Raw genomic sequence first — 20,232 nt, 5'->3', positions numbered from 1 at the left:
GTGTTCTCCTCCGGTGCCCGCGCCGTTCCCGACGGTCCGGTCGTCACTCGTCCTCGGCGGGCCAGGTGATGTTGCCGGCCACGTAGACGGACTCCAGGTAGTGGGGCTCGAACAGGGGCTCCAGGTCGGGGACCTCGTCGAGGACGCCGTTGTCCACCAGGTTCGAGGTCTCGGCCTCGGTCAGGGACAGGTCGATGTACCCGGGGCTGGAGTCGTCGGGGGTGGAGGCGCGCACCAGCTCGCTCTCGGACTCCCAGACCTTCAGGTTGTGCTCGACGTCGTACTCACCGGTCTCGTCGAAGGTGGCGGCCTGCTCGACGCACTCCTGGCCGTTCTCCTGGCAGTGCTCGAACGCCTTGCCGATGGCCCGCAGGAAGTCCTCGACCACGGTCGGGTTCTCGGCGGCCCACTCGGAGTTGGCCCCCATGACACCGAAGGAGCCGACCACCCCGAAGTCCTCGGGCAGCCACTCGGTGTACTCCTCGCCCATGGCGTCCAACTGGTTGGGCTCGTTGGAGCGGTACGCGGCCAGCGCCTGGACCTGGTCGCGCGGCAGGATGCTCGGGTCGTAGCCGGTCTCGACCTGCTCCACGGCGTCCAGGTCGACGTCGGCGGCGAGCAGCATCGCCTCCAGCGGGGCGCCCAGCATGCCCGGGCGGCCCAGGGTCTTGCCCTCCAGGTCCTTGAGGTCCTCGATGTCGGGCTTGGTCAGCAGGGAGGCGATCGGCACGTGCCCGTAGGTGGCCAGGCCGACGATCTCGTGGTCGTTCTCGTTGGCCTGTACGACCTCGCCCTCGTTGGCCAGCGGGGTGAAGTGGGCGGTGCCCGCCGACACCAGCTGCGAGTTGGCCATGATGTCGCCGACCCCGGCCTGGACCTCGACGTCCAGGCAGACGGCGTCGAAGAAGCCCAGTTCCTCGGCCGCGAACACCTCCAACTGGCTCACCGATGCCTGGAAGTAGTAACCGGTGATGTAGGTGACGGTCCCGGCCGCGCGGTTGGTCTCGCAGCGCTCCTCGTCGATGGCCATCGCCGTCGTGGGGTCCTCCTCGGTGGAGGCCTCGGAGCCGCCGCAGGCGGCGGTCGCCAGGACCGCCGTGGCCAGTGCCGCGGCACCGAGGTACCGCGAGAGCGATGTGGTGGGGGTGATCATCTGGGAGTTCTTTCGTTCGTTGGACAGGGTGTGGGGGTGGGATCTGCGGGTCTAGGTGGAGGCACGCCGCTGCGATTCGTGCCAGAAGAGCACCCGTCGCTCGACGGCGGTGACCAGCGCCAGCATGAGAACGCCCATGGCGGCGAGGCAGGCGATCGCGGCGTAGACGGATTCGAGGCGGGCCGTGGAGGCCGCGTTGCGGATCATGGTGCCGAGGCCGCCGGTGCTGCCCGCGGCCACGAACTCCGCGACCACGGCGCCCACGATGGACAGGGGCATGACCACGCGCAGCGCGGCGAACGTGTAGGGCAGGCCGTAGAGGATGCGCGCCCGCCACAGCACCTCCGCGCGGGAGGCGTGCAGGGTCTCGAACACGTGCAGGACGGAGGGGGGCACCGCCCGCAGGCCGGTCGTGACGTTGATCAGCACGGGGAAGAACGTGATGATCGCGGTGACGACGACCTTGGGCGTCATGCCGAACCCGAACGCCAGCACCAGCCCTGGCGCCAGGGCCACGACCGGGGTCACGTTGAGGACCACCGCCAGCGGCATGAGCGCGCGCCGGACCACGGGGACCTCGGACATCACCAGTGCCAGGACGAACGCGGTGCCCGCGCCGCAGGCCACGCCGGCCAGGGCGATCGACAGGGTGGTCCACGCGTTGGTGAGGAACACCTCCGGCCGGTCCACCAGGGCCAGCCCGACCTCGGAGAGTTCGGGAAGGATGTAGGGGTGCTCGGTGGCGATCGCCGACCAGATCAGCCCCAGCACCAGGACCAGGACCGTGGTGGGCGCCCAGGTGGCGGGGTGCAGCGGTCCGCGACGGGTCGATCGTCGTCGTCGCGGGGCGGGGGTCGTCCGCCGTGGGGCGGGTGCGGACCGGACGGGGGCTTTGGCGGTCATCTCGATGCTCTCGCTCACAGCGGTACGAGGTCGTCGGGGGCGGCACCGGCCTCCCAGGCGGATTGGAGGGACGCGCGGACGCGGTCCTCCAGTGCGTGCATGCGCGGCCCGGTCACCACGGAGGCGTCCCGGGGGCGGGGCAGATCGATCGGCAGCACCTCGTGGACGCGACCGGGGCGGGCCGACATGACGACGACCTCGTCGGAGAGGGTGACCGCCTCGCGCACCGAGTGGGTGACGAAGACGACCGTCGTCGCCCGGCGCTGCCACAGGACCAGGAGTTGCAGCCGCAGCGCCTCCCGGGTGAACTCGTCCAGGGCGGAGAAGGGTTCGTCCATGAGCAGGAGCTCGGGGCGCATGCCGAAGGCGCGGGCGATGGCCACTCGCTGTTGCTGCCCGCCGGAGAGTTGGTGCGGGTACCGGTGGGCGACGTCGCCCAGGCCGACCGCCCGCAGCAGGTCGTCGGGGTCCTCCCCGCCGGTGCCGGCGCGGCGGTTGACGCTGCGGGGCAGGGTGATGTTGCGACGCACGTTCCGCCAGGGCAGCAGGGCCGGGGCCTGGGGGACCAGGCCGATCGCCTTGGCCGAGCACAGGGCGCGGGGGGTCGAACCGAAGAGTGAGACCTCGCCGGCGTCGTGGTCCTCCAGTCCCGCGATCACCCTGAGCAGGGTGGATTTCCCACAGCCGCTGGGGCCGATGAGGCTGACGAAGCGGCGCCGTCCGATGTCGAGGTCGATGGACTCCAAGGCCGGACGGTGGGGATCACCGCCCGCGTAGGTCTTGGTGAGGCCGCGTACGCGGATGCCGTCGGTGAGGTCGGTCGAGGGGTGTGTCATGCCCGCTCCTCATGCTCTGTGCGCACATGGTCGCACACGGTCGCGATCGAGGGCACGTCGATGGTGCGCAAGGCGATCAACCGAGGGGGGAGCGGGGGCGGGGGCCGGTGACACCGGCCGTCGTAAGGGGGAAGTCCACGGGAGGCACCCTCCGGGTGTCGGTCCCCGGGCACGACGGACCGGGGACAGGCGATGGAGAGCGGGTGGAAGAGGGGATCGACGGCCCGCGGGGTTCATGTGACGAGGTGAGACGCTAAGGAGCTTCGATTAACTCTGCATGAAGGCTCCGTCACGTACCGATATCGAGTATGCGCACACGGTTCTCCGGGTCCAGGAGCGCGACCGTGATCCGGTGGGTGGCGAACGCGCTGGGCAGCCAGGCGCCGCGACCGAACAGCTTGGCCAGGGGTTCGCCCAGGACCAGTAACACCCGGGCTCGGGGGAAGTGGGTGTCGCGCAGCCAGGACAGCTTGAAGGCGTCGGCGATGACCTTGTTGCGCTGTGACGACTTCATCTGACCGGCGAAGGGCGAACACTGGACGAGCAGACCCGGTGGATCCCCGTCGGCGCAGTCGACGCCGATCCGGGTGCCGTCCGCGAGCGTGAACTCACGCGGCGCCAGGTCCAGACCGAGTTGCGCGGACAGGGCTCGGGCCAGCTCGGTGTTGTCGGGTCGGACCGGCCGGGCGAGGGTGTCCGCGGGCGCGTGTGCCGCTGTTTCCCTCATGGTGAAGAAGACTTTAGTGCACAAGTGTCCCAAGGGTCGCGTCACTCGGCCTTTGTCGCGCGGGTCCTGGCACGGGTCGTCTGTGCTCACCTGGGATTTTGGCGGATTATTTTTGTGTCGAGTTTCACACGAACCGCAAAGGTGGGATGTTTACACTGGAACCCCGTACCAGAAGGGGGTTCGGGCTCCACGCGCTCCGTACGCCCACGTGCTCCACGTCGTCCTCCCGATGGTCCCCCGGGGTTATCGGAGAAAGTCGGAAGGCGGAAGAGAAAAGGTTTTTCCTTTCGGTATCCGAGAAGTCGGAGTTCAACCTTCACCGGGGGCTTCGGTGCCTTCCCGGAGGCGGGACGACCACTTCGCGTCGACCTCCGCGAGCAGATCCACGTCATGGTGGTCGGCCAGGAGCAGCAGCTGACAGAACACGTCCGCCAGTTCGGACCGGAACCCCGCCGCCATCTCCTCCGGGGTACGGCCCTTGGTGCGCGTCCCGCCCGACATGGCCAGGAACGCCTCGGTCAACTCGCCGACCTCCTCGTGCAGCTTGAGCATGAACCACGCGGAGTCCCGCTCGATGCCGTGCCGCTCCGCGTAACGGTCGGACACCGCGCCGACCCGCGCGGTGAGAGTGTGAAAGTCCATGGATCCGCCCCTTGCCCTGAGATCACGCTCTTCGAGGGAACGGATCGTAACGGCCCGTCACGACGGACCGGAACCGCGTCCGGGGATCGCGGAAGGAACGACGTTCTTCACCCGGCCGGAACGCGCACCGTCCGCACCGTTCTTCACACCGGGGCGCGCGCCCTCCCCCCGAGGCCGGGCGGCGCGCCTCCCCGGAGCCTCCCGGGACGCTCGGCCGCGTCTACGATCCCGGCGAGGAGACGGCACGCAACATCCGCAGCTGACCCATCTCGGCGGCGTTCTTCATCAGTTCGGCGTTGACCCACGCCGCGGTGTCCGCCACGGTCATCCCGGACCCCTCCGGCCACGGGAAGGGGGCGGGCGCGTCCAGGTCGACGGTGGGCAGCACCCGCGTCCACTCCTCCCGCAGGCCGACCAGCCGCGCCACCACACCCTCCGGACCCGGCCAGTCCACGGCCTCCCGGTCCCGGGGGACCCGGCCGGCCAGGTGGTCGAGGGTGACCTCCCACCACCAGCCGATGTGCCAGCTCAGCCAACCGATGGTGGGGACCGGCACGGGATCGGGCTCGGTGTCGGCCCAATCGGGGGACCAACCGTCGCCCTCCGGGCGCATCGTCCAGCAGAGGCCGGCCGGTTCCCAGAGGACGTCCTCGGGGACCAGCCGGTCCAGGTGGTACTCCAGCAGCCCCCAGGTCAGGTCGAACTGGCGGCGCAACAGGTCGGTACGGACATCGCTCATGCGGGGCAGCCTGACACACGCGCCCGCTCCGCCCCAGCGGTTTTTCACCCGGCGGGTCGCACCGGCTGCACCAGATCGGTCACCCACTCCTCTTGGGGGCGGTCGCCGGGCGTCCAGTACACCTCGCGGCAGACGCCGGCGAGCCCCAGGCCGTGCTCGCGCGTCCAGTCGACCAGCGCGGCCCAGGTCTCCCCGATCCCGGCGACCTCGCCCCGGTGGGTGGTCACGGCCGCCTCGCAGCCCGGCAGGGTGGAGACCTCCAGCCCGGGGGCCGCGTCGACCCCGTCGGGGACCACGAAGCCGGCGGTCACGGTCATCCCGGTCGCCTCCTCGGACTCGTCGTACCGGTAGAAGGCGATGCCGGGACCGACGTCGATCCCGGCTGCCGCCAGGACCCCCGCCACCTCGGGATAGAGGGGGCCGAGCACGGGGCCGACGTTCTCGGGGCCCGGGCCGGGGATCTCGCGCGTCAGCGTGGCGATCCGCTGTGGCCCGACCCACCGGACCTCGGCGGTGATGGTGGTCGATGTGGACATGGCGGGCAGTCCTTCCCTGCGTCGGAGATAGGCGTCGATCCGGTCCAGGCGGGCGCGGCGCTCCACGATGTCCCGCCGCAGCTCCGCGCTCGCGGCCCGGAGGATCTCCCGCTCCCTCCCGGGATCGGGGTCGTCGCACACGATGCGCGCGATGTCCTCCAGACCCAGCCCGAAACCGCGCAGCTGGACGATGCGGCTCAGCCGGGTCAGCTGCCCGACCTCGTAGGACCGGTACCCGGTCACGGGGTCGACCCGGGCGGGTGTGAGCAGCCCGATCCGGTCGTAGTGCCGGAGCATCCTGACGCTCACCCGGCCGATCGACGCGAACTCTCCGATGGTGAACATGACACCTCCACGTTCGGGCCTGACACCGTGTCAGGGTCAAGGGGCGCGTCACGACGGCCTTCCGGCCGGTGCCCTCCATGATCGCTCCGCGGTACGGCCGCCGAGGGGAGCCCGGCCGGGGCAGGGGCCGCCGGCCGTGTTCCCCGGAGGGGCGGACCGTGTTCCCGCGCCTTCTCGTCCCCGCGCCTCCTCGGCTACGCTCACCCCCCATATCGAGCGCCCGCGGCACCCGCGCCGCCGCTCCCACCCCTCGGAGCCCCACCGTGTCCCACGACCCCCCTCCCTCCCACGGCGCCCCTTCTCCCGGCAAGGCCGGGTCCACCGGAACCCAGGTGGCCCTCGGTCTCGGCATCGGCTGCCTCGGTCTGGTCGTCGCCGGATCCGTTCTCACGATCGGCGGCGTCCTCCTCGCCCGCGAACTCGGCCAGGACCTCGCCCCCTCTCCCGGCGTCTCCTCGGAAGAGGTGCCGGCGGAACCCACGGACGGGTACACGGCCCAGACCCTCGTCGCCGAACTGGACACGCTGTACCCGCTCCCCGACGCGCGCGACGAGTCGTCGTCGTGCGCCTCGGAGGATGACGGCTGCCTCGCCCTGGTCACGACCGATCTCGTGTCGGTGTACGAGATGCCCGACGCGGACTCCGCTGCCCGGCGGGCGGCCGGAACGGAGACCGGCGACGCCCGCCAGGCGGGCCGGTTCGTGCTGTTCTGGCCCGAGGATTCGGCCCAGTCCCTCCTGGAGCGCGACAAGCTGCACACCAAGGCGATCGTGCTCGTGGGATAGGACCCGGTGGGCCCCGACCGAGGTCAGGGGCCCACTCGACGGCGCGCCGAAGCGGTCGGGAGCGCGGAAGACCGGTGGCGTAGGGAGGGCGCGTGTTCGCGGGCGGTGGATACTCGGCTGTGTGCCCGCAGTGGTATCCGGTAGACTCTGGCCTCGGTGGCGTCAGCCCTGCTCACGCGGGTCGGTCACGGGCCTCTAGCTCAATTGGCAGAGCAACGGACTTTTAATCCGTGGGTTCAGGGTTCGAGCCCCTGGGGGCCTACCCACAAAACCCCAGGTCAGAGGCCATTTTTGAGGTCTCGGTCCTGGGTTCTTCTCGTTCCAGGTGCCCGCTGATTGCTCGGAGCTCGCTCTTTTGTCTTGACCGTGCCTCCCACCTCCCGAGCATCCTCGCTCCGCGCTCTTCCGCCGGGGCGCCGTCACGCCGTTCCCGCCCCGGCCCCGGACACGAGCCCACGTACGTCCACCAGCGCCCGCTGCGCCGCTGAACACCCGTTGGTGGTCCTGGTACGTGCTGTGGACGTGCAGGCCCGCTGAATGCCGCACATCGCCCCAGCCCGAACCGCTGTCGTTGGCGTCTGAGAGGGCTGGACGGGGCCTTCGCCCTTGGTCGCCGCCCCGCCCTACGTGAAGAGGAACTGCCCACTTGGGTATGTGTCTGGATTGCGAAGGGCCCACCCGAAGCGGCTTCTACCTGCACTGATAACGCGCACGGGGCGGGCCGTACTAATGGGCCCACCTATCGGCCCGGTCACAGGCCCTCTGGAAGGCCCAGTCACAGGCCCTGCCACAGGCCCACCCCCGATAAATAGCGTTTCAGTTCCTTATGGCCAGGTAAGTGCGAATGCGGTCGGCCAGCTCGGCGAACTCGTCCTCCACCGGTTCGGACTCCACAGCCGAGGACCTGGCCGGGTAGTCGCTCGGCTCGGCCGAGCGCGGTCGGGGAACCGCGGCAAGGTCGAGGTAGGGGCGTACCAGGGCTCCGGCGATCTGGTCGGGGTCGGCGTCCACCACATCCTCCCCTGCGAACGGTGTTGAGCGGTCGCGGTAGGCCTGCTCCCAGCGAGTCGGGGATGCGGACGCCCCGGCCGCCCAGACGCTCTGCTCCGGGAAGCCGGGCGGGTCGGAGAGCAGGTCACGGCCTTGCTTAACGTGCCCGGGGTTGCCGCCGGGCGTCGGCGCTGCGGGCAATGCGCGGGGTACTTGGGTGGGACGGTCCAGCCGTGGACTGAAGATCGTGGCCAGGGCTGTGGCCAGTAGCGCTGCGGTCAGGGCCCACACGCGCCCGGCCATGCTGTCGCAGGGCCGACGGTGACGGCCGGTAGTAGGGTGACGCATGATTTCCTCCTGCTGGTGTCAGGTGGGGATCACGCCCCGGCCGGTGTGCCAGCACCAGCCGGGGCGCTTCGTTTTCAGGGTCGCGGGGGTGTTCACGCCAGGAGCGCCGTGGAGCGCGGTGCCCGCAGGCGGGCGCGTCCCTCCACCAGTGCGCGGGTGCGGTGCACGTCCAGGGCACGGCCGTCCATCGCCACCGCGAACCACACCCGCTTGCCCACACCGCAGGCGTAGGCCCCGCACGCCTCGCGCGTGAACGCCCGGATCAGCCCGAGCCCGCGTCCGTGGTCGCCGGTCACCCAGGCCAGCTCCTCCGGCTGGGGGAACACCGGCACGGTCGGCCCGGTGTCGTACACCTCGACCACCCCGCAGCGGCCCGGTCGCGCCCAGACCTCCACACCGACCTCGGGGCGGCCGTGCAGCAGGGCGTTCGTGAACGCCTCACTCACCGCCAGCCGGGCCACGCCCAGCCCTGCCTCGTCCACCCCTGCCGCCGCCAGTGCCCCGTCCGTGAGACACCGGGCCAGACCCACGTCCTCCGGTCCCGGGCGCCTCCAGACGCACATGACTTCGTGCACCGCACATCACCTCGCTGTCGTCACCGATGCGAAGCGGGCCGCGTCGCCGCTCACTTCCGGCCCGCTGTGCATCCATCATGATTTGCAACAACGCAAATTACAAGCGCAGCAAGTTGATTTGCGTACAATGAGTGATAATGCGTGCTTCCCCTGGGTGGGAAGATGACAGCGCCGGTATCGCGACGGACAGGAGGTGGAGATGCCCGAGGGCACTCCCGCGCACGGTTCCCCCGCCCGCAGGCACTACCTGGTCAGCCAGCTCAAGCGGCTACGGGTGCAGACCGGCCTGTCCCAGGAAGAGGCCGCCGAGGAGATGGGCTGGCACAAGTCCAAGGTCTCCCGCATGGAGAACGGCAAGTGGAAGCGTCTGAGCAGCCCGGAGATCGACGCTCTCTGCCGCCTCTACAAAGCGGCCGACGATCTCCGTGAGGAATTGGCCCACATCGCCAAGGCCGCCAGCCGCAACCGCACCTCCGCCTGGTGGAACGCCTACGAGGATGTCCCCGGCGGCGCCTACTACCCGCTGGAGTACGAGGCCGGGCAGATCTTCGAGTACACGATCGGCCTGTTCGGCGGCCTGGCCCAGCACCCCGACTACATCCGCGCTCTCATGGGTCGGGGCGCCGTTCCCGACGAGGCCGAGCGCGAGCGCAGGACCCAAGCCCGCCTGGAGCGCGCCCACAGCATCCTGCACCGCGACGAACCGCCGCAGATGTGGTGGGTGATCGACGAACCCGTCCTCACCTGCCAGGTCGGCGGCCCCGGCACGATGCGCGCCCAACTGACACACCTCCTGGAGCTGAGCGACCACCCCAGGATCGACCTCCAGATCCTGCCGCAGGCCGAGGGCATGAGCCTCAACTACGGCTTCAGCCTGCTCTGGCTCGGGGACGACCAGGTCGGCCACGTGGACGTGCCTCCCCAGGGGCTGCTGTTCGACGCCCCGGAGGACGTGCAACACCATGAGCTGAGGTCCCACCACCTCCGGGCGGCGGCGCTGTCCCCCGAGAGGTCCCGCGACCTGATCCGGTCCCGGATCGCCGAACTCGACTGAGGAAGGTTCCCCACATGAGCACCCAGAGCACGCCCTGGCACAAGTCCAGTTACAGCAACGAGGCCGGGACCTGCGTGGAGGTCTCCGAAGGCCCGGTGACGCGCGTGCGCGACAACCAGAACCTCCACGTGCAGCCGCTGGACTTCACCCCGGGCTCGTGGGCGCACTTCCTCGGTGGCCTGAACACCGACTGACCGCTGGTGCCCGCCGAGGCCGGCGGGCACCGGGCGTTCACCGTTGGAACTGGGCTTTGACCAGTGAGGATCCCTCGAACTCCTCGGGGATCGCGTCCATGAGCACCTCGTCCACGGTCTCGCCGAGCCACTGGTTGGAGTTGCGCCGCACGCCCTGGCGCTTGAACCCGGCCTTCTCATAGGCACGGATGGCTCCGGTGTTCGGGGCGAGGACGGTGAGGTACACGCACCGCAGATTGGTGACGTGGAAGGCGTAGTCCAGCACCAGGCGGGTGGCCTCCGTTCCCACACCCTTGCCGCGGGACTCGCCCAGGGCCACCACGTACTCGCCGTTGCGGCGCATCTGGTCGATGTACACCTGGGCCAGGCCCACGGGGCGAGGCTCCTGCCCGGTCAGGCCGTAGACGGTGAACCGCAACTCCCGGTCCGATGCCCGCGCGTAGCCCTCCAGAAGGATGTCCCGGGTGCTCTCCACCGGCTGTGGTGTCTGCCGGTTGTAGCCGACGATCGTCGGGATCGACTGCTCCCACCGCCAGTACTCCTCCACGAGATCGGCGCGTAACGGGCCGATCCCGGCCCTGTCGCCACGCAGCCAGATCAACGGTTCACTCACGTGTTCTCCTCCGAGGTGGGGGTGATGGTCAACAGGGCCGTGCACCTGCGAGTGCTCTCCGGTTCGGCCACGGGCAGGCCTTCGGCCTCGACCCAGGCGTGCAGGCGGATGGGGTCGGTGATCACTCCGTGGTGCCAGCGCACTCGCTTGCCGAGCAGGGCGAGTGCCACCACCACGGCGACCGATTCTTCCAAGCAGGCGACCCGCACGGGCGAGAACAGGCCGAGCCGCCGTACGGCATGGACGGCGTTCTCCGCCTCTGGAAGCGTGGCCATCCGGCCGCCGCCGCGCCATGCCCGGACCAGACGCACCATGCGGCCCATCCGAGCCGAGCGCGGTCCGGCCCGCATGACGGCCAGGGAGACGGGCAGGGCCACGGTTGCGGCGATCCGGTACCGCGCGGGGACGCTGGGGAATTCCGAGAAGCCCATGGGCAGCTCCTGTACGCCCCAGCTCGGTTCCCACCGATGGCCGGCCACCATCGCCGCGGAATCGCGATCTGTTCTCCACTTCCGGGCAGCCGCTGGGGAAAGGACCCGCACCGTCCCTGTCCTGTAGTGGACGACCACCGTTGCGGAGCCGAGGTCGCAGGCACGTTCTTCAGTAGCCGGAGTCATTGCAAAACCGCCTTGTCCGGGAACCATTCGGGGGCTGGAGCGCGGTGTGCTGTGCGCAACCATGCCTCGGTCGCCACCGTGGACTCGATCTGCGCCAGCTCCTCACCGATGCCCAGTGCGGCACGGGACAGCGAGTTACGTAGAGCGGACACGTTGATCAGCCCCTCCTGGGCCAGGTGGCCGTCCACGAACTCCATCAGGAAGGGCAGGGATCGCCGCAGCCCCTCGTGGTGGTCACTGGAGGCGTCGCCCTTGGTGGTGCGCGCCAACAGCTTTGCGGGGAACAGGTCCCGCATCGCGTCGGCCATGACCGGCTTGTAGCGAGCCGGGCCGGGCAGGTCCTCCATGGGGACGCTCAGGTAGGCGTTCACCACCTGGGAGTCGAAGTAGGGGTTGTGCAGGGGGACCCCGGCAGCCTGGGCCAGCTGCACATCCGCTCGCGCGGTGCGCCCGGCGTGGATCATGGTCCGCTCCAGCATCCGGCGTGTTCGTCCCCGGGGCGAGGCATCCTCGACGCCCTGCGGTACGGGCGAGGTGATTCGTACCCAGGTCGGTACGGGATCGGGGTCCGCCCTGGAACGGGCTGCCCGCAAGGCGTTGAGGACCGACATCCTGCGGACGTGGGCCCACCGGACGGCCTCCTGGAAAGCGTGCCGCACCCGTCCTCGGTGCAGCAGTTCCACCAGTTGGTACGGGGGAGTCAGTAGCAGGGCGTCTCCGCCATCGCCGGTCATGTGCATGTCCGAGTCGACTTCCTGCGACAGCCACCGCAACTGGGCGGAGAAGTAGGCGTACGAGACCGTCGACGGTGCGGGTTCGTCGGTGGGTGGAACACAGTCCAGGCCGCCATAGGGGGAATGCTCCCGACCCAAGGGGAGGAGGCGGTGGAGCACTGCGGGATGCTGCGCCGCTTCGCGGGCGTAGTCCAGGTCGCCGCCGTAGAGTACACCGTCAGGGTGCACGGTCACCCCGACGATCTCTCGGCCGCGCGGCGCCAGTCGTTCGGCGGCCAGGAGGCCGAGTGCCGTGGAGTCGAAGCCACCGGAGAAGTCCGTGCTGGGCCTCGCGGCGCGGTCCACACGAACCGCCACGGCCCCTTCCAGCGCCGACCGCAACCGCTCTCCATGACCGGAGCCGACATCCTTGGGTTCCCACACCCGCCCTGCCACAGGTTCAGTGCCTTTGCTGAGGACGAGTCGGTGCCCGGCGGGAACCCTCTCGGCCCCGGTGAAGTACGAACCGGTGCCATGCTCTGCCGTGTCGGGGCCGATCAGCCGCTCCACCACCTTGGCGAGGTCGACCTCAACAGAGCCGTACAGCCCGGCCAGGAGCCGGGAACTCGAAGCCCACAACACCCTGTCCTCGGTTCTGCGGATGTAGAGAGGCAGTGCCGAGGTCAGATCCGTCCACAGAGTGACGGACCCGGGGGTCACCTCGACCACCACATAGCTTCCCGGCCACCGCCAGGCCACATCGCCGGGGACGGCCGGCGCCGTGGCCCGGTGAAGCTCGGCGGACTCGACGGCACAGGTGCCGAACACCAGGACATGCCGTTCACCATGCGCAGCGGTGACGAGTTCGCGCTCGGGCCACTCGGTGCTCATCCACACCCCGGGGACGTTCGGGCTCACCGGGACGGCGTTCGCAGGACGTAGGGGAATGGGGCCGGTGGAACCACCGAACCACATGGCGATCCTTATCCGTTCGGGAGAGCGTCCACGTCCGCCGCGCGGAGGCAACGGCCGTGGACGCCTCGGCGAGTCAGTTGTAGGGGTTGCGCTTGTTCTCGTTCTGGGCCCGGCCCTGGCCGAGCGTCAGGTCGGCGGCGTCGCCGAGCTCCACCAGCACCTCTTCGGAGAGCTCTCGGGCCTCCGCCTCTGGGGTGTCCATCCGCACTCGCTTCTCCACTTTTGTGAACCTTCCGCCTACGTGGCGATCGACGGTTCTACGTTCTGTTACTTGGCAGCTTTCGTGGAGGCTTGTTGCAGGGAGATGAGCGCGCTTCCGAGACACAGGAGTGCAGGATGGGAGTGCGATTCTCTGAATCTCCGCCTCTGGGAAGGCAGGCGTGCCACACTGCTTTTGACCCGGACCAGTGGGGAAAGCTATGGCGCGTGCTCCAAAAAAACCAAACACCCAGCTCTCAGAACTCTTGGACGAGGCCGGAATGCCAGCCAAAGGGCTCGCTCGAAGAGTGGTGGCCCGGGGTAAGGAGCAGGGGCTGGCCTTCTCCTACGATCACAACAGTGTCCGCCGGTGGTTGTCGGGGGAGCGGCCACAGCGGCCGACCCCTGCGATCATCGCTGGAGTCCTTTCTGAGGCGTTGGGCCGTCCGGTGCTTCCTGAGGATTGTGGGCTTCCCACCGACGAAAGCCGAACTCTCGAGTTCACCCTCTCCTGGACTGCGGGAATCAGTTCGGCCAGCCAGCTTTACCGCGATGACGGGGAGCATCGGCGCGATCTTCTCAGTGGGTACTCTACGGCGGCTTATCCCAAAGCGACCGTGCGGTGGCTCACCCAGCCTTCTACGGCTGGCCCATCCCACCGTGGCCGGATCCGTGTCGGACGTCCAGAGATCTCGGCCATCCGGCAGATGACACGCGCTTTCCGTGACCTGGACAATCGCGTCGGTGGAGGCCGTATCCGAAGCACTGTTGTGCAGTACCTTGACGCCAACGTCGCTCCTTTGCTGCGCGGTACTTACAAGGAAGAAGTCGGTAGGGATTTGTTCTCTGCGGCTGCCGAACTCACGAAGACCGTCGGCTGGATGGCGTACGACTGTGAGGAACACGGCCTTGCCCAGCGGTATCTGATCCAAGCTCTGAGAATGGCCCAGACAGCCGGTGACGACGGTTTATGTGCCGAGATCCTCGCGGCCATGGGGCACCAAGCCACCTACATTGGTCGGTCGGCTGAGGCCGTGGACCTGGCGAGAGCAGCACAGTCCGCCGCTCACCGGTCAGGGCATCCCGCACTCGCGGCGGAATGCCACCTCATCGAAGCACACGGGCACGCGGGACTCTCGGACCCGCGTGCCACGTCCCGATCCCTGCGGGCAGGGGTGAAGGCGTTCGAGGCGGATGCCCCTGACCCGCCGGAGTGGCTCGCCTATTTCGACCATGCCTACCTCGCGGCCAAGGTCGCACATTGTTTCCTCGCCCTCGGCAACGACTCTCAGACCGCCGCATACGCGGCACAGTCTCTGAAGATGAACACCGACTATGTGCGCGGCAAGACGTTCAATCTCTTGATGCTCGCCACGGCCCGCGCTACTGACGAACCAGAGGAGGCGGTACGGGTCGGCGGGATGGCCCTGGATTTGGTGGAGGGGTTACAGTCACAACGCGCTCTGTCCTACCTGCGTCGCCTTCGGCACCGACTCCGCCCCCATGAGGGTCTGCCCACGGTGGAGGAGTTCACGACGCGGGCCGAGGAACTCACACCAAGGTGAGAGCCCGATACAAGGCGACCACGGTAGAGGCACCGATGATCTCCCCTCGGGCGATCATTTCCACCGCTTCCTCCAACGGCCACCAACGGACTTCCTGGGCCTCGTTGATGTCCGGCGCCGTGTCGGTGAGGTCGGCGCCTCGGGCCAGGAAGATGATCTGGGGTTGGTCGACCGACCCGATGGCTGGCTGGAAGGTCACCAGGTGTTCGATCGAGCGAGGCCGCCATCCCGTCTCTTCCTCGACCTCACGCGCCGCCGCTGCTTCGATGTTCTCGACGCCGTCGACGTAGCCGCCGGGCAGCTCCCACACCCACCGGTCGATGATGAATCGGTGCCGCCGCATCAACAGGACTTCGCGCTGCTCGTTCACTACCAGGGTCATCGCGGCTGGCGGCATGGCAACGACGTACTGGGTGAAGGACACCCCGTCGGGGAGGGTGATATCGACGGTGGAGAGACGGATGTGCCGGTTCTGGTCCACGAGCTTCTCACCGTGGATCGTCCATTGGGTGCTCACACCGGCACCCTAGGCCAGCACGGTACTAGCGTCACCGCCGCTTGCCGTCCCTGCGTGCGAGTGGGCAGCCGTGGTCGGCCATTGGCGAGGCCCCACGATGGCTTCTTCTAGTACTCCAGCCGCACTTAGTGATCGATCAGGCGTCTTTGCCGCTGGTAGTGGCAGCGACGAGCCCGCGCCTGATGGCGGCGTCTCCACCGCGACCAGCGGACCCGGTGTGACCAGGCATGATCGGGTCGGTGGTAGTGGGCGTGCAGGCGGCGGATCTCGTTGACGGTCAGCCCGATCAGCTCGCCCGGATCGTCACCGCCCGGCCCCTCACGCGGCGATCGTCCCCACGGGCCGGGCCCCCTGTGTGGCGAGGCCATCGGTTTCCTCGCCGACCGGACCCTCCCGACCGGGTGGCGGATCGGCGGCGAGGAAGGCCAGGTGGGCGTGGGCCACCATCGCCAGCGTGATGTGCCGGTACCAGGCGGTGTGCGTGCGGACCTGGTAGTGATCCAACCCCACCTCGTTCTTGGTCGTCTGGAACACCTCTTCCACACTCCACCGGGCCCCGGCCACCCGCACCAGCTCCGACAAGGCGACCGGCCGCACCGACCAGCACCGGTAGAACGCCAGGTCCGTGGGGTCGCTGATCGAGCGGCGGGCCAGCACCCACGCGTGCCCGCCCAGGCCGATCCACGCCCAGTCGTAGAACCGGCGGCCCTTGGCACCGTCCCCGCAGGCATAGCGCTGCCACGCATCAGGGGCCAGCAGCGAGACAACGGTGTCGGCCCTGGTCCTGACCCCGCCCAGGACCAGGCGGTGGTCACGGGAGACGGCCATGACGTGGCTCAGCCCCCGGTCACGGCAGCGCTCACGCAGGCGGGTGTTGTCGCCGTAGGCCTCATCGGCGGTGATCCAGGCGAACGACAGCAACGGGTCGTCGGCGGCCCGCTCGATCATGGCCCAGGCCAGCTCCGGTTTGGTCGCGAAGTGCGCGCGTTCGGGGACTCCTGCGTCGGTGAGTCGGTCGGGGTCGGTGAACCAGGACCGGGGCAGGTACAGCTCCCGGTCGATGAGCACCCGCTGCCGGTCGGGGTCGACATAGGAGCAGAACACCCCGATCTGGCAGTTGGTGATCTTGCCCGCGGTACCGGTGTACTGACGCTGTACCCCGGCTGAGCGGCGTCCTTTCTTCTCGAACCCGGTGTCGTCCACGACCAGCACCCCGTCCAGGTGGCCGAGGCGTTCTCCCACCTGGGCGCGCAGGGCGTCGCGGACCTGTTCGGCGTCCCAGCGGGCGTGGTTGAGCAGCCGCTGCATCCCGTCCGGTGTCGCATCGCTGGCGTACTCGGCCAGGGACCAGCCGTTCTTGCGCTCCAGGGAGCTGAGCAGGCCCAGCAGGTAGGAGCGGGCGCGCAACCGGGGTTCCCGGCGGCCGAAGAAGGGCGCTACGACCTGGGAGAACAGGTCGTCGAACTCGTTCGCCCACGCGTCGGGGTCGGCCTCTACTACAGTGGGCGGCACGGCCACCGCCGATCGTTTGGTTCCAACACACCCACATGATCACAGCGGTGGCCGTCTCATGTCCGGGGGTTGCTCAGACCGAGATCTCCAAGTGCGGCTGGAGTACTAGCCGTACGGGTTGCTCGCCCAAAAGCGGACGGTGTCACTGCGGCGGTCGAACCACAGGCTGGTGGAGTGGTTGTCGCTGCTGCGGTCGAGTTCGGGTGACCGGATCCACTGTGGGTCGTCCGGGCCCTCATCCGCAAGCGGTTTCGTGAACCCAGAGGAGAAGTCGAAGGTCGGTTCCTCGGACACGAAGGCGTGAGACGTCGTCAGTTCATCGAGTTTCCCCGGGGACAGCCGGGCGAAGCCTGCGAACACCAGATCCGGCGTCTGAAGGAGACGATCGTTGTCCCGGGTGCTCACCCATTTGGCGTCGGTGAGCGAACCCAGACCGGGGAACGCCCGCTCCAAAGGTGCGGTGTCGGTACGCCAGTCCTCCTTGGTCCCGTTCACCGCCTGGCGCAGAGCCCATCCGACAGGTAGAACCGCCAACCCGACCCCGATGACCCCGATCAGCGTCCGTCGCTTCACAGCGGTTCCCTTCATGCCGGACCCGTGAGGCATCCCATCCCAGGTCTGTTTCAAAGTCGGGATCGTGAGCCATCGGCGCTGATCACAGCCTTGTAGCGATCCGGTCGAAGCGCCCACCAACGAGCAACGGAGCCCGCTAGAAGATCAGGGACTTCCACATCTCTGACTTCCAAGGGACTCCGTTGCGCCCCCAGTCTGCCATGCCCGCCCCTGTCCCTGTCGGCCTTGCCGACAAGCTCGCCCAGCTGGAGGACCCTCGCTCGCCGCAGGGTCGCCGCCACAGTCTGACACAGAGGGGTCCGGTAACCGGCCGATCGAGGTGGGTCAACGCATCGGCACTCCCCTCCTTCGGCGTCCGTCCCGGGGTGCCGCGCGAACGTCCTTGGTGCCGACGGCCCCGATTGCTTAGGCATCAGCTCCTTGTGGTGGTGGGACTCAGCTGTTGGTCGATGGCCCTGGCCCATTCGCGGCGTACCGGGCGGCGATGGTGCGGACGGCCTCGTCGACTACCTGAGCGGTGCGTTCGGCGCTCACCTCCCAGTCCGGCACTAGAAGTGTCGGCCAGAAGACGTAGTTGGAGATCATGCCCAGGAACTGGGTAGCTGCGAGGTCCACGTCTTCGATCCGCACCGTTCCCGCCTCGTGCTCAGCCTGGAGGTAGCTGCGTAGGGACTCGAAGTAGGGCAGCTTCCCGTGCGAGAACTGCGCATGGGCCAGCTCGGGGAACCGCGGCAGCTCGGCGATGACGATCCTGAACAGGTCGGTCATCTGGGCGCGGCCTAACAACTCGGCGTAACGGCGACCGATGATGCTGAGCCCGTCAACGACGTTGCCTGCTGGCGGAGGATCCTCCTCGTCAGCGGTCGACCAGGACTCGGTCACGATGGCGTCGAACAGGGCGGCTTTGCTCGGAAACTGCTTGAACAAGGTGGCCCGCGAAACGCCCGAGGACTCTGCGATCCGCGCCAGCGACGTCCGGTCGTAGCCCAACTCGAGAAACAGTGCGGTCGCGGCCGTCACGATCAGCGCGCGCTTCTCTTGGGCGACGCGCTGGTGATACGTCGTCACGGCTCTGCTCATGGGCAAAGCATACGAGGTGAGTGGCTTGACTCGCCACTGTCGCCGACCTAGTGTCAGAGCGATGGTGAGTCAAACGACTCACCACTGGCCGTCGGTTCATCACTGGTGATCCCGGTCATTCACCCACGTAAGGAACATCTGATGCCCCGCTTCGACAACCAGACCGTGCTCGTCACCGGTGGGACCGGCGGCCAAGGAGCGAGTCACGTGCGCGCCTTTCACGCGGAGGGAGCGAACGTGGTGATCGGCGACATCGACGCGGAACGCGGCGCCGCTCTGGCCGACGAGCTCGGAACCCGCGCTCGCTTCGTCCGCCTCGACGTTACCGACCAGAGCTCGTGGGCCGCCGCTGTGCTAGCCGCCGAGAGCGCCTTCGGCGCCCTGAATGTGCTCGTCAACAACGCGGGCGTGCAGAACCCGCCCGCACTGATCGAACACACGGACCAGGCCACGTGGTCGCGGATCCTCGATATCAACCTCACGGGGATCTTCCTCGGCATCAAGGTCGCAGTCCCGGCTCTGCGCCGCGCAGCCGGAGGGGCCATCGTCAACATCGCCTCAGCCATGGGCCTGGGCGGCACGGCGCACTACGCGCCCTACGTCGCCAGCAAGTGGGCTGTGCGAGGCCTCACCCAAACGGCAGCGCTCGAGCTCGGCCGCGACCACATCCGGGTGAACACCATCCACCCCGGCGTGATCTCGACCCCCTTCATCCACAAACCAGCTGTCGGCGCGACCGCGGCAATCACCGACTTCTACTCACCCGAGCCGTTCGCCATCCCCCGACTTGGGGAGCCGACCGACGTCAGCCGTCTTCTCCTGTTCCTCACCTCATCAGAGGCGTCGTTCATCACGGGGTCGGAGTACGTCATCGACGGTGGACTCCTCCTCGGCCCCGCCCTTCAGAGCGAGACCGTATGAGCACTCCAGACATGACCGGGTCGAACGACTCCGCACGGGACTCGTCCCTGTCCCACCTGCCCAACCACATCCGACAAGCCATCGAGATCACCCCCGCCGCGGGCACCAGAGAACGGACCATCGACATCACGACGCTAGGCCGCCGCACCAGCCGGCCACGCCGCATCGAGATCTTCTTCTACCGAGCTGCGGGCACCACCTACCTGTGTAGCGGCGCCGGCGGTGCCGCGACCGACTGGCACGCGAACCTGCTCGCCAATCCCGACTTCACCTTCCACCTCAAGAACGGGATCCGCGCAGATCTGCCTGCACGGGCCACGCCTGTCACCGACCCGGCTGAACGTCAGGCGGTGCTGGCCGAAATCGTCGCGGATCTCAATCAGCCCCACGACCCCGGCACCATCCGGCCGACTCGGCTCGAAGACTGGGCCGACAGTCGGCTGATGCGCATCAGTTTCCGCCATCAGCCGTGATCACGGACCCTTCGACAGACCCGGCACATCCAACGGCCCGACCGAAGCGATCAACGGCCTACTCGAACACCTCCCCGACCTGGGTGAGACCCGCACACGCAGGGAAGGAACGACCGGATCGGGTCGCAGAACAGGTCGGCCTCGGAGGCGAGACCAACACACGCAAAGAGCTACCGAGCAGATATGCGCTCCCACCTCGAGTAGCCAGCGGATTTTGACGGTACTCCTGAAGAACCAGAATTGGCTCCGTTGTGGCTCCGGTGTTCCGGAACCCCCTGGTCTGCGGTGGTCTTCCGTGGTCTCCGGTGACATCACGGGGCCCGGACAGGGCAGAACGAAGCACCACATAGTTCGACGAAACGCCCACCATCCCGCCGACTTTTAATCCGTGGGTTCAGGGTTCGAGCCCCTGGGGGCCTACCCACAAAACCCCAGTTCAGAGGCCGTTTTTGAGGTCGCAGGCCTGGGTTGTCAATGGCCAGTGTGTTTTGGCTCTGGCGCATTCTCCGTGAAGCGATCTCCTCAAGCCGCGAGCAGGACGCGTTTGCGCAGGAGGTCGAGCTTGGCGCGGCCGAACATCTGCCGCTTGAGCGCCTTGATCCGACACACGTTGCCTTCCACACGGCCGGAGCTCCACTCCAGGGTGAG

23 protein-coding genes and 1 tRNA gene are annotated in these 20,232 nt (G+C 68.3%); 7 read left to right on the top strand and 17 right to left on the bottom strand.

Annotation, left to right across the window (positions count from 1 at the left end):
- Nucleotides 1-43 precede the first annotated feature (43 nt).
- The 7 genes from PWG71_RS26035 to PWG71_RS26005 form a co-directional block, all read right to left on the bottom strand.
- Nucleotides 44-1,153: an ABC transporter substrate-binding protein gene (locus tag PWG71_RS26035; RefSeq protein WP_274812661.1), complete on the bottom strand. Its 1,110-nt coding sequence runs from the start codon at nt 1,151-1,153 to the stop codon at nt 44-46.
- 51 nt (nt 1,154-1,204) lie between these two features.
- Complete coding sequence (locus tag PWG71_RS26030; protein WP_446725104.1) at nt 1,205-2,056, bottom strand: ABC transporter permease; 852 nt, start codon at nt 2,054-2,056, stop codon at nt 1,205-1,207.
- 14 nt (nt 2,057-2,070) lie between these two features.
- Nucleotides 2,071-2,892, bottom strand: a complete 822-nt coding sequence (locus PWG71_RS26025) for an ABC transporter ATP-binding protein (RefSeq protein ID WP_274812659.1) — start codon at nt 2,890-2,892, stop codon at nt 2,071-2,073.
- 289 nt (nt 2,893-3,181) lie between these two features.
- Nucleotides 3,182-3,619 carry a hypothetical protein gene (locus tag PWG71_RS26020; protein WP_274812658.1) on the bottom strand — a complete coding sequence of 146 codons (438 nt, stop codon included), beginning with the start codon at nt 3,617-3,619 and terminating at the stop codon, nt 3,182-3,184.
- 309 nt (nt 3,620-3,928) lie between these two features.
- A complete protein-coding gene (locus PWG71_RS26015) occupies nt 3,929-4,261 on the bottom strand; it encodes a pyrophosphatase (protein ID WP_274812657.1) in 333 nt (110 codons plus the stop codon).
- Nucleotides 4,262-4,481: 220 nt separating this feature from the next.
- On the bottom strand, nt 4,482-5,000 hold the full coding sequence (locus PWG71_RS26010) for a DinB family protein (protein WP_274812656.1): 519 nt from the start codon (nt 4,998-5,000) through the stop codon (nt 4,482-4,484).
- Between the two features lie 44 nt (nt 5,001-5,044).
- Nucleotides 5,045-5,881, bottom strand: a complete 837-nt coding sequence (locus PWG71_RS26005) for a MerR family transcriptional regulator (RefSeq protein WP_274812655.1) — start codon at nt 5,879-5,881, stop codon at nt 5,045-5,047.
- A gap of 263 nt (nt 5,882-6,144) precedes the next feature.
- Between PWG71_RS26005 and PWG71_RS26000 the strand changes: the two genes are divergently transcribed.
- Both PWG71_RS26000 and PWG71_RS25995 read left to right on the top strand, forming a co-directional pair.
- Nucleotides 6,145-6,666 carry a hypothetical protein gene (locus tag PWG71_RS26000; RefSeq protein ID WP_274812653.1) on the top strand — a complete coding sequence of 174 codons (522 nt, stop codon included), beginning with the start codon at nt 6,145-6,147 and terminating at the stop codon, nt 6,664-6,666.
- A gap of 189 nt (nt 6,667-6,855) precedes the next feature.
- Nucleotides 6,856-6,928 (top strand) — tRNA-Lys (locus PWG71_RS25995).
- A gap of 554 nt (nt 6,929-7,482) precedes the next feature.
- On the opposite strand, the gene PWG71_RS25990 is transcribed toward PWG71_RS25995, so the two are convergent.
- Nucleotides 7,483-8,004, bottom strand: a complete 522-nt coding sequence (locus tag PWG71_RS25990) for a hypothetical protein (RefSeq protein ID WP_274812652.1) — start codon at nt 8,002-8,004, stop codon at nt 7,483-7,485.
- Between the two features lie 92 nt (nt 8,005-8,096).
- Nucleotides 8,097-8,579, bottom strand: coding sequence for an ATP-binding protein (locus PWG71_RS25985; protein WP_274812651.1), 483 nt, complete (start codon nt 8,577-8,579; stop codon nt 8,097-8,099).
- A gap of 199 nt (nt 8,580-8,778) precedes the next feature.
- Here PWG71_RS25985 and PWG71_RS25980 point away from each other — a divergent pair, with 199 nt between their 5' ends.
- Nucleotides 8,779-9,633 carry a helix-turn-helix domain-containing protein gene (locus tag PWG71_RS25980; RefSeq protein ID WP_274812650.1) on the top strand — a complete coding sequence of 285 codons (855 nt, stop codon included), beginning with the start codon at nt 8,779-8,781 and terminating at the stop codon, nt 9,631-9,633.
- 14 nt (nt 9,634-9,647) lie between these two features.
- Nucleotides 9,648-9,827 (top strand): DUF397 domain-containing protein, encoded by a 180-nt coding sequence (locus PWG71_RS25975; protein WP_274812649.1) that lies wholly within the window; start codon nt 9,648-9,650, stop codon nt 9,825-9,827.
- 37 nt (nt 9,828-9,864) lie between these two features.
- Here the strand turns inward: PWG71_RS25975 and PWG71_RS25970 are convergent, their stop codons facing one another.
- The 4 genes from PWG71_RS25970 to PWG71_RS25955 all read right to left on the bottom strand — a co-directional run bounded on the left by PWG71_RS25970 (nt 9,865) and on the right by PWG71_RS25955 (nt 12,947).
- Nucleotides 9,865-10,440: a GNAT family N-acetyltransferase gene (locus tag PWG71_RS25970; protein WP_274812648.1), complete on the bottom strand. Its 576-nt coding sequence runs from the start codon at nt 10,438-10,440 to the stop codon at nt 9,865-9,867.
- Nucleotides 10,437-10,871 carry a lasso peptide biosynthesis B2 protein gene (locus tag PWG71_RS25965; RefSeq protein ID WP_274812647.1) on the bottom strand — a complete coding sequence of 145 codons (435 nt, stop codon included), beginning with the start codon at nt 10,869-10,871 and terminating at the stop codon, nt 10,437-10,439. Before PWG71_RS25965 ends, PWG71_RS25970 begins: the two co-directional genes overlap by 4 nt.
- A gap of 182 nt (nt 10,872-11,053) precedes the next feature.
- Entirely contained in the window at nt 11,054-12,745 is a 1,692-nt protein-coding gene (locus PWG71_RS25960; protein WP_274812646.1) for an albusnodin/ikarugamycin family macrolactam cyclase, read from the bottom strand.
- A 73-nt stretch (nt 12,746-12,818) separates the two neighbouring features.
- Nucleotides 12,819-12,947: an albusnodin family lasso peptide gene (locus PWG71_RS25955; protein ID WP_274812645.1), complete on the bottom strand. Its 129-nt coding sequence runs from the start codon at nt 12,945-12,947 to the stop codon at nt 12,819-12,821.
- A gap of 766 nt (nt 12,948-13,713) precedes the next feature.
- On the opposite strand from PWG71_RS25955, the gene PWG71_RS25950 reads away from it, so the two are divergent.
- Nucleotides 13,714-14,508, top strand: a complete 795-nt coding sequence (locus PWG71_RS25950) for a hypothetical protein (protein ID WP_274812644.1) — start codon at nt 13,714-13,716, stop codon at nt 14,506-14,508.
- Here the strand turns inward: PWG71_RS25950 and PWG71_RS25945 are convergent.
- The 4 genes from PWG71_RS25945 to PWG71_RS25930 all read right to left on the bottom strand — a co-directional run bounded on the left by PWG71_RS25945 (nt 14,495) and on the right by PWG71_RS25930 (nt 18,190).
- The gene (locus tag PWG71_RS25945; RefSeq protein ID WP_274812643.1) at nt 14,495-15,025 is read right to left on the bottom strand and encodes an NUDIX hydrolase; all 531 of its coding nucleotides are present in this window, start codon (nt 15,023-15,025) and stop codon (nt 14,495-14,497) included. The two genes, PWG71_RS25950 and PWG71_RS25945, sit on opposite strands and share 14 nt — an antisense overlap.
- A 318-nt stretch (nt 15,026-15,343) precedes the next feature.
- A complete protein-coding gene (locus PWG71_RS25940; RefSeq protein WP_274812707.1) occupies nt 15,344-16,480 on the bottom strand; it encodes an IS701 family transposase in 1,137 nt (378 codons plus the stop codon).
- A gap of 162 nt (nt 16,481-16,642) precedes the next feature.
- Nucleotides 16,643-17,110: a hypothetical protein gene (locus PWG71_RS25935; RefSeq protein ID WP_274812642.1), complete on the bottom strand. Its 468-nt coding sequence runs from the start codon at nt 17,108-17,110 to the stop codon at nt 16,643-16,645.
- Between the two features lie 435 nt (nt 17,111-17,545).
- Nucleotides 17,546-18,190, bottom strand: a complete 645-nt coding sequence (locus PWG71_RS25930) for a TetR/AcrR family transcriptional regulator (RefSeq protein ID WP_274812641.1) — start codon at nt 18,188-18,190, stop codon at nt 17,546-17,548.
- A gap of 141 nt (nt 18,191-18,331) precedes the next feature.
- Here PWG71_RS25930 and PWG71_RS25925 point away from each other — a divergent pair, with 141 nt between their 5' ends.
- Nucleotides 18,332-19,111, top strand: coding sequence for a glucose 1-dehydrogenase (locus PWG71_RS25925; RefSeq protein ID WP_274812640.1), 780 nt, complete (start codon nt 18,332-18,334; stop codon nt 19,109-19,111).
- Nucleotides 19,108-19,584, top strand: coding sequence for a nitroreductase/quinone reductase family protein (locus PWG71_RS25920; protein WP_274812639.1), 477 nt, complete (start codon nt 19,108-19,110; stop codon nt 19,582-19,584). The genes PWG71_RS25925 and PWG71_RS25920 overlap by 4 nt, the downstream gene beginning before the upstream one ends.
- The last annotated feature ends 648 nt before the right edge of the window (nt 19,585-20,232 follow it).

Source organism: Nocardiopsis sp. N85, assembly GCF_028882275.1.
Taxonomy (GTDB): Bacteria; Actinomycetota; Actinomycetes; order Streptosporangiales; family Streptosporangiaceae; genus Nocardiopsis; species Nocardiopsis lambiniae.
The sequence above is the reverse complement of the archived record's forward strand: the minus strand, read 5'-3'. Positions and strand labels throughout refer to the sequence as shown.

Excerpts from the sequence above, each read along its gene's own strand:
- PWG71_RS26025 (WP_274812659.1), bottom strand. The coding sequence starts at position 2,892 with ATGACACACCCCTCGACCGACCTCACCGACGGCATCCGCGTACGCGGC.
- PWG71_RS25925 (WP_274812640.1), top strand. The coding sequence starts at position 18,332 with ATGCCCCGCTTCGACAACCAGACCGTGCTCGTCACCGGTGGGACCGGC.
- PWG71_RS25980 (WP_274812650.1), top strand. The coding sequence starts at position 8,779 with ATGCCCGAGGGCACTCCCGCGCACGGTTCCCCCGCCCGCAGGCACTAC.
- PWG71_RS25965 (WP_274812647.1), bottom strand. The coding sequence starts at position 10,871 with ATGGGCTTCTCGGAATTCCCCAGCGTCCCCGCGCGGTACCGGATCGCC.
- PWG71_RS26020 (WP_274812658.1), bottom strand. The coding sequence starts at position 3,619 with ATGAGGGAAACAGCGGCACACGCGCCCGCGGACACCCTCGCCCGGCCG.
- PWG71_RS26005 (WP_274812655.1), bottom strand. The coding sequence starts at position 5,881 with ATGTTCACCATCGGAGAGTTCGCGTCGATCGGCCGGGTGAGCGTCAGG.
- PWG71_RS26030 (WP_446725104.1), bottom strand. The coding sequence starts at position 2,056 with ATGACCGCCAAAGCCCCCGTCCGGTCCGCACCCGCCCCACGGCGGACG.
- PWG71_RS25920 (WP_274812639.1), top strand. The coding sequence starts at position 19,108 with ATGAGCACTCCAGACATGACCGGGTCGAACGACTCCGCACGGGACTCG.
- PWG71_RS25960 (WP_274812646.1), bottom strand. The coding sequence starts at position 12,745 with ATGTGGTTCGGTGGTTCCACCGGCCCCATTCCCCTACGTCCTGCGAAC.
- PWG71_RS25955 (WP_274812645.1), bottom strand. The coding sequence starts at position 12,947 with ATGGACACCCCAGAGGCGGAGGCCCGAGAGCTCTCCGAAGAGGTGCTG.
- PWG71_RS25975 (WP_274812649.1), top strand. The coding sequence starts at position 9,648 with ATGAGCACCCAGAGCACGCCCTGGCACAAGTCCAGTTACAGCAACGAG.
- PWG71_RS26015 (WP_274812657.1), bottom strand. The coding sequence starts at position 4,261 with ATGGACTTTCACACTCTCACCGCGCGGGTCGGCGCGGTGTCCGACCGT.
- PWG71_RS25930 (WP_274812641.1), bottom strand. The coding sequence starts at position 18,190 with ATGAGCAGAGCCGTGACGACGTATCACCAGCGCGTCGCCCAAGAGAAG.
- PWG71_RS26035 (WP_274812661.1), bottom strand. The coding sequence starts at position 1,153 with ATGATCACCCCCACCACATCGCTCTCGCGGTACCTCGGTGCCGCGGCA.
- PWG71_RS25990 (WP_274812652.1), bottom strand. The coding sequence starts at position 8,004 with ATGCGTCACCCTACTACCGGCCGTCACCGTCGGCCCTGCGACAGCATG.
- PWG71_RS26010 (WP_274812656.1), bottom strand. The coding sequence starts at position 5,000 with ATGAGCGATGTCCGTACCGACCTGTTGCGCCGCCAGTTCGACCTGACC.